This window comes from Massilia sp. CT11-108 (assembly GCF_047302915.1).
GTDB classification, from domain to species: domain Bacteria; phylum Pseudomonadota; class Gammaproteobacteria; order Burkholderiales; family Burkholderiaceae_D; genus Telluria; species Telluria orientalis.
The window spans coordinates 1-11,978 of sequence record NZ_JBKYMO010000154.1 but is presented as its reverse complement, the minus strand read 5'-3'; the positions used below and the strand labels follow the sequence as shown (position 1 = coordinate 11,978).

The 11,978-nt window shown below is 63.2% G+C and carries 9 protein-coding genes; 6 read left to right on the top strand and 3 right to left on the bottom strand.

The window, feature by feature from the left end:
- The coding region (locus ACEN88_RS14335) for a hypothetical protein (RefSeq protein WP_413340566.1) at positions 1–283 on the top strand (283 nt) is incomplete at its 5' end.
- Between the two features lie 4 nt (positions 284–287).
- Here ACEN88_RS14335 and ACEN88_RS14330 read toward each other — a convergent pair.
- Positions 288–1,907 carry a methyl-accepting chemotaxis protein gene (locus ACEN88_RS14330; RefSeq protein ID WP_413340564.1) on the bottom strand — a complete coding sequence of 540 codons (1,620 nt, stop codon included), beginning with the start codon at positions 1,905–1,907 and terminating at the stop codon, positions 288–290.
- A 220-nt stretch (positions 1,908–2,127) separates the two neighbouring features.
- On the opposite strand from ACEN88_RS14330, the gene ACEN88_RS14325 reads away from it, so the two are divergent.
- The 5 genes from ACEN88_RS14325 to ACEN88_RS14305 all read left to right on the top strand — a co-directional run bounded on the left by ACEN88_RS14325 (position 2,128) and on the right by ACEN88_RS14305 (position 10,914).
- The gene (locus tag ACEN88_RS14325; RefSeq protein ID WP_413340562.1) at positions 2,128–3,456 is read left to right on the top strand and encodes an amidohydrolase; all 1,329 of its coding nucleotides are present in this window, start codon (positions 2,128–2,130) and stop codon (positions 3,454–3,456) included.
- A 234-nt stretch (positions 3,457–3,690) separates the two neighbouring features.
- Positions 3,691–6,519, top strand: a complete 2,829-nt coding sequence (locus ACEN88_RS14320; protein ID WP_413340560.1) for a type VI secretion system Vgr family protein — start codon at positions 3,691–3,693, stop codon at positions 6,517–6,519.
- Positions 6,520–6,536: 17 nt separating this feature from the next.
- The gene (locus tag ACEN88_RS14315) at positions 6,537–8,807 is read left to right on the top strand and encodes a DUF3274 domain-containing protein (protein WP_413340558.1); all 2,271 of its coding nucleotides are present in this window, start codon (positions 6,537–6,539) and stop codon (positions 8,805–8,807) included.
- Positions 8,804–10,636: a DUF2875 family protein gene (locus tag ACEN88_RS14310; protein WP_413340557.1), complete on the top strand. Its 1,833-nt coding sequence runs from the start codon at positions 8,804–8,806 to the stop codon at positions 10,634–10,636. The genes ACEN88_RS14315 and ACEN88_RS14310 overlap by 4 nt, the downstream gene beginning before the upstream one ends.
- Before the next feature lie 11 nt (positions 10,637–10,647).
- The gene (locus tag ACEN88_RS14305) at positions 10,648–10,914 is read left to right on the top strand and encodes a PAAR domain-containing protein (protein ID WP_413340555.1); all 267 of its coding nucleotides are present in this window, start codon (positions 10,648–10,650) and stop codon (positions 10,912–10,914) included.
- An 18-nt stretch (positions 10,915–10,932) separates the two neighbouring features.
- Here the strand turns inward: ACEN88_RS14305 and ACEN88_RS14300 are convergent, their stop codons facing one another.
- Positions 10,933–11,340, bottom strand: coding sequence for a PRC-barrel domain-containing protein (locus ACEN88_RS14300; protein ID WP_413340554.1), 408 nt, complete (start codon positions 11,338–11,340; stop codon positions 10,933–10,935).
- 88 nt (positions 11,341–11,428) lie between these two features.
- Positions 11,429–11,978: methyl-accepting chemotaxis protein (locus tag ACEN88_RS14295; RefSeq protein WP_413340552.1), on the bottom strand; the 550-nt coding region annotated here is incomplete at its 5' end.

Sequence of the window (11,978 nt, the reverse complement as noted above, 5' to 3'; positions counted from 1 at the left end):
GCGCCGCGCCACCTTCGGATGCATCCACATCGGGTTGTCGTGCACGATCTCGGACAGGTATTTTTGCGACGCCGTGCTGGATGCCACCGGCCAGGCGCCGATCCGCAAGAGCCTTGCGCCGGCGCCGCGCGTCGACGACCTCACGAACGGCGTGTGGTGGGACGCGCGCAACGGCGGGCGGGGCAACGGCGTGAACATCAATGCCATCCTGCCCGTCAACCCGGCGCCGCTGGTGGGCATGCAGTCGTGGTTCGACACGGTCTGCAGCGTGCGCAAGGTGTAAGGGGTCAGAAGCTCGCCGGCAGGGCGGGACGAGCGACGGGCCTTGCCGCCACCGGCGCAGCCAGGCTGAACCCGCGCTCGACCTTGAACACGCCGACCACTTCGGCCAGCGTCGCCGCCTGCTCCTGCATCGACGCGGCGGCCGCCGCCGCTTCCTCGACGAGCGCCGCGTTCTGCTGGGTCACCTGGTCCATCTGGCCGATGGCCTGGTTGACCTGCTCGATGCCGCCCGTCTGCTCCTGCGTGGCGCTCGTGATCTCGGCCATGATGTCGGTCACGCGGCGGATGCTGCCGACCACCTGTTCCATCGTCGCGCCGGCCTGGTCGACGAGCTTCGTGCCCGCGTCCACGTTGGCCGTCGACGTGGCGATCAGGTCCTTGATCTCCTTCGCCGCGGCGGCCGAGCGCTGCGCGAGGTTGCGCACTTCCGACGCCACGACCGCGAAGCCGCGTCCCTGTTCGCCGGCGCGCGCCGCTTCCACGGCCGCGTTCAATGCGAGGATGTTGGTCTGGAAGGCGATACCGTCGATGACGCCGATGATGTCGGCGATGCGGCTGGCCGACGCGTTGATGGCGCCCATCGTCGTGACGACTTCGCCGACCACGGCGCCGCCCTGCGTGGCGATGGCCGACGCCGCGATGGCGAGCTGGTTGGCCTGGCGCGCATTGTCCGCGTTCTGGCGCACGGTCGTCGTCAGTTCTTCCATCGACGCGGCCGTCTCTTCCAGCGCGCCGGCCTGCTGCTCGGTGCGGGCCGACAGATCGAGGTTGCCGGCGCTGATCTCGCGCGAGGCCGTCGCGATGGTGTCCGTACCGCCGCGCACCTGGCTGACGATGCCCACCAGGCTGTCGTTCATGTGGCGCAGGGCGCGCAGCAGGGCGCCCGTCTCGTCCTGCGTATGCGCTTCGATCGCGTGCGTCAGGTCGCCGGCCGCCACCGTCTCGGCCACGGCCACCGCGGCGCGGATCGGCAGCACGATGCCGCGCGTGAGCAGCCACGACACGAGGGCGCCCAGCGCCAGCGCGCAGCTGCTGAAGATGACGATCAGGCGGGTGCTGAGCGTCGCGTCGGCATCGATCGCGGCGGCGGTGGCATCCATGCTGGTGCGCTGCATGGCGACGAGGTCTTGCAGCAGTGCCTGGTATTTCCCGGCGGCCGGCGTGAACGCCTGGTCGAGGATGCGCGCGGCTTCGTCCGCGTTGCCGTCGGCCTTGGCCTTGACGGCGCCGTCGCGCGACGCGCTGTACGTCTTGCGCTGTTCGACGATTTGCGCGAACAGGTCATGTTCCGGACCGCTGGCCGCGATCAGCGGTTCGATCTGCTTGAGCAGTTCGGCGGCGCGCTTCACCGAGGCCGCCGCGTCGTCCTTGAAGTACGGGCCGAGCGACGGGTCGGTGCTCTTGACGATGGCGGCGGTGCGGCGGATCGACGCGTAGTTCAGGCTGTACCAGTCCGTGATCAGGCGTTCCTTCGTGAGCGGCACGGCCATCATGGCCTTGGTCGCGTTGGCAACTTCGGTGAGGCGCCACGCGCCGACCGCGGCGATCGCCACCGTCATCGCGAGGATGAGGGCGAAGCCCAGGCCGAGGCGTCGGCCGATCTTCATGTTTGCAATGAGTCCCATCGTGAGTCCTTGTGAAACGAAGGGGCATATTGTACGCATCATATTTTCCACTTGGAAAAATAAATTCTGTAAAGAAACTTTTACGCAACACTCCACTACGTAGTTTCCACAGGCTACCTATGGGAATTGTTAAACGATCCATTGTCGCATTTGGACGCATCTGTTAGCGTAAAAAAGGGTGGCGGCATCGTCCACCCGTTTTTTTTGTTCACGGATACTCATGAAATCTTCCCGCATTCTCCGCACCACCCTGTTCCTGGCGGGCGTCATCGGCACCCAGGCCGCCGGCGCCGCCGCGCTGCCCGCGCCGTTCGCCGAACAGCTGAACGCCAGCTACCCGGCCATCGAAACGCTGTACCAGGACCTGCACCGCAACCCCGAGCTCGGGTTCAACGAACTCCAGACCGCGGCCAAGCTGGCCGAGCGCGCCAAGGCGCTGGGCTTCGACGTCACGACCGGCGTCGGCGGCACCGGTGTCGTCGCCATCCTGCGCAACGGCCCCGGCCCGACCGTGATGCTGCGCACCGAGCTGGACGCACTGCCGGTCCAGGAAAAAACGAGCCTGCCGTTCGCCAGCAAGGTCACGACGAAGAACGCCGCCGGCGACACTGTCTCCGTGATGCACGCCTGCGGCCACGACCTGCACATGTCGGCGTGGTACGGCACCGCGAAGCTGATGGCCGGGAACCGCAAGGCCTGGAGCGGCACGCTGATGCTCGTCGGCCAGCCGTCCGAGGAGCCGGTGAACGGCGCCAGCGCGATGCTGAAGGATGGCCTGTTCACGCGCTTCCCGAAGCCGGATTACGCGCTGTCGTTCCATGACGACGCGTCCATGCCGTCCGGTACGATCATGTACCACGCCGGTCCGTTCCGCGCGTCGTCCGACGTCGTCAGCATCACCGTGTTCGGCCAGGGCGGCCACGGCGCCGTGCCGCACGAGGCGCGCGACCCGATCGTGATGGCGTCGCGCATCGTGCTGGCGCTGCAGACGCTCGTCTCGCGCGAGAACAACCCGATCGACCCGGTCGTGATCACCGTGGGCAGCATCCACGGCGGCACGCAGGCGAACATCATTCCCGACCAGGTGACCTTGCAGCTGTCCGTGCGCACCTTCAAGCCGGAAGTGCGCAAGCGCGTGCTGGCCAGCATCGCGCGCGAAGCGAAGGGCGAAGCGATGGCCGCCGGCGCGCCGAAGGAACCGCTGGTGGAAGTGAAGCCGGGTACGGATTCGGTCTACAACGATCCGGAGACGCTGGCCCGCATGGTGAAGGCCGTGCAGGGCGCCGTGGGCCCCGAGTTCGTGAAGGAGATGCCGCCGAAGATGACGTCGGAAGACTTTTCGCAGTATGGCCAGCAACCGGGCGTGAAGGCGATCCTGCTGCACGTGGGCGCCGTCGACGCCGCCCGCCTGGACGCCGCGAAGAAGGCCGGCCAGCCGCTGCCGGGTACGCACTCGCCGCAGTGGGCGCCGGACTTCAAGCCGACCGTCGTCAATACCATCAAGGCCGAGACGGCGATTTTGCTCGACCTGATGCCGCCGAAGAAGTAAACAACGGCGGGGCGCAATGTCCTGCCAGCTCCGCCGGTTCACACAACCGGCGGAAATAGCGCCTTACCGCCCATGTGTTGGGCAGCCTTGGTAGTGCGCCATGTCCTGTGATTTCACCACTGAAATTGCGCCAACGCATGATGAGACCTCTGACATGCGTGAATCATTATGCCTTTCCTGAGTTCCTGATCACGATTTGGCCGGGATGGCCTGTTGACATCGAGGAGATTCCCAATGGGCAAAGGCGTTTTGCGACGGGCGATCGAATTGGCGGAGTACAGGCTCGTCACACGTGAACGTCCGCTAGGCCTTGCGCTGGCTCGGCCCGGTGGCATACGTGATGACGTGCTATTGCCTCAACGTGTGCTCGGCAGTGAATCTATTTGCGGCGGTTTTGTTTACCGCATTCTGTGCGTGGCGGATGACGCGAGCCTGGCGCTGAAGGATTTCATCGGTGTGCCCGCCGAACTGCGCATCGTGACCGATCGCGGCGAGTTGCGTCGCATCTGCGGGATCGTCACCGAGGCTCTATCCGGCCAAAGCGATGGCGCTCTCGCGACGTACCAGTTGGTCATGCGCGATGCGATGTCAGTCATGGAAGGTCGCAGCAACACGCGTGTGTTTCGTAACCGGAGCGAACTGGATGTCGTCAGGACGCTGGTGTCTGAATGGCGCGCACGCAGCGGTGTACTGCGCGCGACGTTCGATCTGGAAGTTGCTACGGGTCTCGACAACAAGCATCCGCAACGCGAACTGATCATGCAGCACAACGAATCTGATGCCGCATTCATCCGACGCCTGCTGTGGCGGCGAGGGGTCGCGTGGATGTTCCGCAGCGGCTTGCCCGACCAGGAGACACGCTCCGGACTGGAGCCTGCTATTGGCCACACGCTCGTGCTGTTCGATGATCCCAATCAGCTTGCGCGAACTACGGCGGGTTCCGTGCGTTTCCACCGCGATGCCGCCACGGAGGAACGTGACGCAATCGATGGTTGGGGAGCCTCCCGTAGCTTGCAACCGGGCAGTGCTTCGCTCTACAGCTGGGATTACAAGCAGCCGTCCGGCAATGCCTTCATGGCAGCTCGTACACGGTCACGGGCCGACCAGGGAGTGCAAGGAAATGACTTGGCCGCAGTCCTGGACGATTACTGGGTCGCACCACCTCACATTGGCGATACCGCACGCGATCTTTTCGACCTGGGCGACGCCCGGATGGCGCACCACGATTATGAGTCCAAGCATTTTTACGGTGAAGGAGGCGTGCGTGATCTGTCGGTCGGTGAATGGTTCAGCCTTCAAGGGCATCCCGAGATCGATATGCACCCGTCCAATGAACGCGATTTCGTCGTCACCAGTCAACGCATCGCGGCGCGGAACAACCTGCCGGTCGAGATAGACGCACGTGTCGACCGGCTGTTGAACCGCAATGGCTGGGACACCGGGGACGCTGCCAACTTCGTTGACGTCAAGGGCGAGCCGATCCGTTTCAGAGTCTGCTTTACCTGTGTGCGGCGTGACGTCCGCATTGTTCCTCCTCCCGCTCCGCTTCCGGTTGTCGCTTTGCAGACGGCAATCGTGGTCGGACCCGCGAACGAGGAGGTGTGGTGCGATGAGCTGGGACGCGTCAAGATCCGCTTTCAGTCCGCCCGCCCGGAAGACCATGTTCATGCAGGGGGCGCAGGCAGTTCCGATTCCGACCGGGATTCGGCGTGGGTCCGCGTCGCCTCCAGTTGGGCCGGCAGTGCGCTCGGTACACACGGCGAGTGCGGCACGCGTCTGCTCCCTCCAGTTGGCACCGAAGTACTTGTTGACTTCGCCGGCGGTGATCCGGACAAGCCCATCATCGTTGGACAGGTATTCAACGGGGCGGCATTGCCGCCAGCCTTTCGTCATGAGGGCCGATTGCCAGATACGAAGTACCAGTCCGGTATCCGGTCACGCGAAGTGAGGGGCGCGCGCGGCAACCAGCTTCGACTGGACGATACGCCGGGCCAGATCAGCGCGCAGTTGGAGAGCGACCACGGGTCGACTGAGTTGAACCTGGGCTATTTGACCGAGCCGCGCCGAGATGGCGGCGCCGCCCCGCGGGGCGAAGGGGCCGAGTTGCGCAGCGATGAAACGATCGCCTTGCGTGCAGCCCGCGGCATCTTGCTGAGTTCATGGAAGTTGTTGGGGGGCGCGGCCACGAAAGGCAGACAACTGGCACGCGACGATTTCCTGGACTTGTTGCGCGAGTGCGGTGAGCTATGCAACGCACTTGGCAGTTACGCGGCTGAACACAATGGCCTGTCGCTCGACGCCGGGGAACAGAACAAACTGCTGACCCGCTTCAGGCATTGGGAAAACGGCAGCAACACCGCGCCTGAAGCGGCCGAGCCGGGAGAGCCGGTCATCGGCATCACGTCGCCAGCCGGTATCGGCTTTGCCAGCACTAGTGCGATCGTCAGCTATTCGGCACGCAACATCGATACCGTGGCGCAGCAGCACCTGCAACTGACGGCAGGACAGCGCTTCAATCTCAACGCGGGCAAAGGCATCTCGCTGTTCGCCCACCATGACGGCCTTACCGGTATCGCCCACTTCGGCAAGGTCCTGCTCCAGAGCCAGCACGACGATACGGATATCAACTCGGCCAAGAACCTGACGCTATCCGCGACCGAAGGTATGGCCAAAATCTCCGCCAAGGTCATTCTGCTGGTGGCCGAGGACGGATCATTCCTGAAGCTGGGCGACGGTCCGCCCGTCATTGGCAGTAAACAACCGCTCAAGTTCCATGCTCCAGACTTTCTCTATGACGGACCGGAGACCATGACGGCCGGGTTCCCGAGTTTTGGCCATGGCAATGCGGACCAGAAACTCGTGGTCCGTTACGCGCCCGGTATTCCGCTGGAGACCGGTGAGAGGCCGCCGGGTGCGGTCGTCAAGGACGCAAAGCTGAATATCGCGCTCAGCGATGGATCGGCGTTACAGGCCCGGAGCAGCGCCGACGGCAAGTCCAGCCTGATCGAACGCGATGCGATGCACATGGCCGAGATCGGGCTCATGCGAGGTGGCGAACAATAACGTCATGGGAGGAGAAGATGGCCGGAAAATATCCGAAACCGGAGTATGTGGCGCACACGACCACGACGGTATTGCAGCACAAGCGCGTGTCCGACAAAGTCATCGAACACCCGCGCGAGCAGCCGGGCAACATCATCATTATCCACGGCGTGAACGATGTGGGCGCCGGGTATGCCGACGTGGAAGCCGGCTTGTGCGCGGGCCTGGAGCGGCGCTTGTATCGTCACTTCACGCCCGCGGACTACACGCTGCCCACCGACAAAGACCAGGTGGTCGACGATCCGGATGACGCCTACTACAAGCGCAAGCTGGGTAAAGATACGAACAGTCCGGTGATTCCGTTCTACTGGGGATTTCGCGAAGTCAGGGACGAGACGAAGACGGTCAATGGCCAGATAACCGACCGTTACGGCAACCGCCTCGACAAGGATTTGTCGAAAGAAGGCGGGCCATTTGGTAATGCCACCAGCACCTTGCCCGACATGTGGAATCGCGGCGTCGGTGCACCGGCAGACATCATGAACGATCCGTTGCGACCATTACGTGACGGTCCGGGACGCATGTATATGGTGCTGGCTGCCCGTCGCCTGGCGGCACTGGTGTCAATCATTCGCGACTACGAGCCGAAGGATACGGTCACGATCGTCGCGCACAGCCAGGGCTGCCTGATCAGTCTCCTCGCCCAGGCGTTCCTGATCGAACGCGGGGAACGTACCGCCGACACCCTGATCCTGACCCATCCTCCGTATGGTCTTGACGAGGACACGAACTTCAAGGTCAAGGCTATCAATATGTTTTCCGGTGGTACGGATGGCGTCATGAAGCCGTATTACGATCAAATATCCGGAACACAGAACCTGAACGCCAGGCTGCAGACACTGGTCAACATCGTGCAAGGTGTCGCCAAGGCGAAGGCTAGCGAGCCGGCATTCGCGAAGATCGACGAGACCAGTTGCGGCGGCATGGTCGAAGGGCGCTGGAAGCCGGATGAGGACCGCGACAACCGGGGCAAGGTTTACCTCTACTTCAGCCCGGAAGACATGACGGTCGCGCTCGACAACATGAAAGGTATAGGCTGGCAGGGCGTGCCGGACTATATCCGCGGTACCCGGTTGAAGGGACAATTGGATGCCGGCGGTTTTGCTGCCAGCAAGGGCTTCATGACAGGTGCTCCCCGTTGGCAATCCGAAAAAATCGCGCGACAGCCTCTCGCGGAGTTGGGAGAGGGATTTCGCCAACGCGTATTCACCGCGAAGCAGCGCCTGGACCCGCGCGCGCAGAAGGTCGGCCCCGTGCTCGTAGGACTCCCGCCACACGACTTCCCATTGCGCCTGAAGGGCGAAGATGACCATGCCCACGTCGAGTCCAGCGGACGCAGTCTGCGTGCCTCGTTGCCGATCGCAAGGTGGCCGGTCCGCGGGTACGACACGCCGGAAGAACAGCGCAATGGTATCCGCACCATCAATGGCGAGACCCTCCCTAAACCCTGCTTGGCCGACATGCGCGGCAACCAGGTCGATGCCGATAAGCTTCCTGCCGGGTCCAGCCATGCGATGCTGAAACCGGGCGATCGTGGGCCGTGCGAGGAGGTCGATCCGATTACGGCTGCCATCGCAGTTACGAGCAGTGCCGGCATGAAGGGACATGTCGAGGAGCGCCCCGACCCGGCCGGATATGCCACGCATCCAGCGTCGCCGCAGCTACTGGGGAAGAGCGACCTGCAGCGCATGGAGGCCGCGTACAACGCCGAAAAGAATCCGAACAATTCCAATCCAGACGATAAGTTCACGGTATTGAGCGCCATTCGTCATCCGGACGGCAGGGTGCTCGCGGTCATCGGCGAAAGTCCGAACGTGGCGCGACGGCGCTGGCAGCATGAACTGGGTGCAAAGTCCTTTCACAGTGCCATCTTCGACAGCGCCAGGAACCATAGCCAGGTGACCGCTTATGATGTCGCGATCGGGAGCGGGAAGGCGTCCAGTGATCCCAGGTTTTATGCGTATTTGTGTGCGGTGGCGGATTGGCGGTTGAAGATGCCGGATTCAAAGGAAAAACCCCGTCCCGGCATATTGAGATGGGAGAAGTTCGTGACCGATTTCGGTGCCTACCTCCAGTGCGAACCACCGTGGCGGCGTGAGCTCATCGAGGGCAACGCAAAGTACTACAGCTTCGGCAACCTGCCTCCATGCCTTCCGCTGTTGACGGGGAAACTGTGGGGGATCGTCGTGTCCGAGACCACGGCCGGAAAACGCGTAACCCAGACGAGCGACATGAAGGTGACGTCATGAGCAGTCCGGCGATCGGAGTTGCGAGTGACGTCAAGCGACCCGCGACGTGGCGGTATTTTGCCGGTGCGGTCATCGCTTTTCCCTTTGTATGCCTGTTGTGGATGATGCTCGATTTTCGGGTCTTGCACCCGGAACTGGCAAAAGTCAGCGTGGAGACGACGATGGATAGAATGCGTTGGTTCAGTGTGCCGCTAGTGTTGGTCATCCTGCTGTTTGGTGGCAAATGGCTTTACGCTTCATCTGCCGCTAACGCGCGCGAGCGCGAGTGGCAGCAGAAAAACCAGCAACTCCAGGAACAGGAAGCCGCCGCCCGTGCCGGGAAGGCACGCCGCGAATACGTGCTGGAAGTGATCGGCCTTGGGGTGACCTACGAAAAATACCGGCAGGGGAAGCTGTGGGACGTCCTTCAGATGGGGACGCCCTTCACCAGCATCCGCGAGCAGGATCCTAACAAATACGAATGGGCGGCTAACGACAAGATTGGCGCGAGCGGTGGACGTGCCTGCGACGCGTTGGAAAACGGCGCCGACTCATCCCCGATGTTCTGGGGCGTCCCCAGCTTTTATGCCGGAAGTCCGATTCCCGATCCTGCGCAACAACCGAGCGAGCTTCGGCCGATCGCAGGACTGGCCGCCAGCGCGGAAACCACCGGCATGGCATGGCATCTGTTCGTCACGGGACCATGGCAGCTGAGCGAACGCCCCGACCAGTTGCTAGAACAGGTGTTCGCGTTTTTCGACAGCCATCCGGACCTGCCATATGTCATCCTTCTGGCGGACGACAGCTCGGCCACACGTGATGGCGATCTTCCGCCAGAGGCTCCGCGGCTCATCAGGGATGGCTACTATATCCCTGACATGCCCGATTCCACGGCTGTTTTCGTCTTGGCGCGACGCGAGCGGGTCGAGCCGTTGCGACCTTACGTATGGGACGACCCGGCCAACGACTATCTGCAGGAAAATCTTCGAAGGATGTACTACCACTTGAAGGAGTCAGCACCAACGCCGGCAAAACTTGCCCACCCGGAACAATTCGACGGCGGCCGCAATCCCACTGTCGCCGAATGGCTGAAGGCCGTAGCCGTCTTCGCCAAGCGCCCGGTCTTCGACAAGAATGAAGCCGACATCTCGCTGGCCGCCTTCCGCCGCTGGATGAACGATCCGCCCAAGGACTGGAAGCCGACCCCGTGGTTCCCCGTCCCATGGAACCGCAACCAGATGGAAGCCTTCGACAACCTGCCTTCGCTCGGCTACATCCACCGCCCTGTCTTCGTGAAGTTCGAGGACGAGCACGGCGAGCCAGTCAAGCGGCGCGAGGCCCGCCAGAAGATCCTTGAGGCCGGGTGGCAGCAAGCGTTGCAGACCTTGCCTGACGCGGAGCGCGCAAAAGGCCCGGCCCGGATCGTCGGTGCGTTCGGCAACCATGTTGACCAGCAGGCGACCCTGGAAGGCGTGCTGCATGCCTATGCCGCGCAGGGCGGGCCCGGGATCGACACAAGTAAGACGGCGCAATTCATCAACACCGATCGCCGCCTCGGCAATACCGGTGCCGCTACGTTCTTCATGCAGATGGCGCTGGGCGTGATGGGCAGCTATATCCATGGAGGCACGTCGGCTGCGATCAACCTGCGCGATCCCGCAGGGGCAAGCATCGTGTTCATCAGCCCTCCGACAGAGGCGTCCCTGAGCAAGCAGGAGGGCCGGGATGTGTTCAAGCACCAGGTGAAGCCGGCTGTTGACTCCGAAAACTACAAGCCGCCGACGGTTGGCGCTGTTCTCGGGGCAGAAGAAAGTCCGGCTATGAAAGACCTGGCGACTGCACGGCACTGATCGAGGCAAACATGCGTAATGTGATTCGGCTAGGCGACGCGACAAGTCACGGTGGAAAAGTGATCAGTGCCCGTGCCAGCCATTTCAAGGTGAATGGCATTCCCGTGGCCTGCGTTGGCGACGCGTGCAGTTGTCCAGTTCAAGGGCACAGCGGTTGCACGATCGCCAGCGGTTCAGCGCACCATCGCATCAATGGCGTCTCGATCGCCTTCGAGGACGACGTGACGAGCTGTGGTGCCAAGCTCAAATCGAGCCTGGACAATTATCGGACGACGTGATTCAGCGAGGTCGCCCGGTCAAACCGTAACCGGCGAGGTGCCGAAGTACGCGTGCACCTCGCCCATCCAGCGCGTATCGGCCATGTCCGGCCAGTGGTCGGTATCGAAGCCGGGCGCGCTGGCGATGCGTTCCTTGGGGATGTCCATCGTGAAGCGCTTGTGCTGCGGGTCCAAGGTCAGCACCTGCCAGGGCACGGCGAAGAGTTTTTCGCCCAGCCCGAGGAAGCGGCTGGACGACATCACGGCGTAGACGATGGCACCCGTGCGCATGTCCACCATGAATTCCTTGATGACGCCCAGGTGCTCGTTCTGCAGGTTGTGGACGTGGTCGCCGATCAGGGTGTTCGCGCCCATCAGCTCCGGGCCCGGTCCCTTGCCATGCTTGTTCTTGTACATGCCGTAGTCGTCGCGTTCCTCGTAAGACATTTTCCGTCTCCTCGCCTCATTCCAGTCCGGGAGCACAAGGATAACCCGAGTCCGACGCGCCGGTTCGGCCGGGAACGCACGGACGGCTTCAGAACGTTTCCCACTCCTCGGTCGATGCCGCTTTCGGTGCCGGCTTGCGGACGCTCGTCTTCGTCTTCACGGGCACGACGGCGCGCGAGGGGGCGGGCGCAGGCGCGGCTTTCGGTGCCGTCATGGCTGTCGCGTCGATATGGAACAGGGCGACCACTTCGGCCAGCTTGTCGGCCTGGTCGCGCAGCGCGGTGGCCGCGGCCGCCGATTCCTCGACGAGGGCGGCATTGTGCTGCGTGGACGAATCCATGTCGGCGATGGCGTGGTTGACCTGTTCGATGCCGGTGCTCTGCTCGCCGCTGGCGCTGGCGATCTCGGCGACGATGTCGCTCACCTTGCGGATGCTGTCGACCACTTCGCTCATCGTCATGCCGGCCTGGTCGACCAGCTTCGTGCCGTCCTCGACCTTGTTGACGGAATCGACGATCAGGGCCTTGATCTCTTTCGCCGCGGCGGCCGAGCGCTGGGCCAGCGTGCGCACCTCGCCCGCCACGACGGCGAAGCCGCGGCCCTGTTCGCCGGCGCGCGCCGCTTCGACGGCCGCGTTC

Excerpts from the sequence above, each read along its gene's own strand:
- ACEN88_RS14320 (WP_413340560.1), top strand. The coding sequence starts at position 3,691 with ATGGGCAAAGGCGTTTTGCGACGGGCGATCGAATTGGCGGAGTACAGG.
- ACEN88_RS14325 (WP_413340562.1), top strand. The coding sequence starts at position 2,128 with ATGAAATCTTCCCGCATTCTCCGCACCACCCTGTTCCTGGCGGGCGTC.
- ACEN88_RS14300 (WP_413340554.1), bottom strand. The coding sequence starts at position 11,340 with ATGTCTTACGAGGAACGCGACGACTACGGCATGTACAAGAACAAGCAT.
- ACEN88_RS14305 (WP_413340555.1), top strand. The coding sequence starts at position 10,648 with ATGCGTAATGTGATTCGGCTAGGCGACGCGACAAGTCACGGTGGAAAA.
- ACEN88_RS14330 (WP_413340564.1), bottom strand. The coding sequence starts at position 1,907 with ATGGGACTCATTGCAAACATGAAGATCGGCCGACGCCTCGGCCTGGGC.
- ACEN88_RS14310 (WP_413340557.1), top strand. The coding sequence starts at position 8,804 with ATGAGCAGTCCGGCGATCGGAGTTGCGAGTGACGTCAAGCGACCCGCG.
- ACEN88_RS14315 (WP_413340558.1), top strand. The coding sequence starts at position 6,537 with ATGGCCGGAAAATATCCGAAACCGGAGTATGTGGCGCACACGACCACG.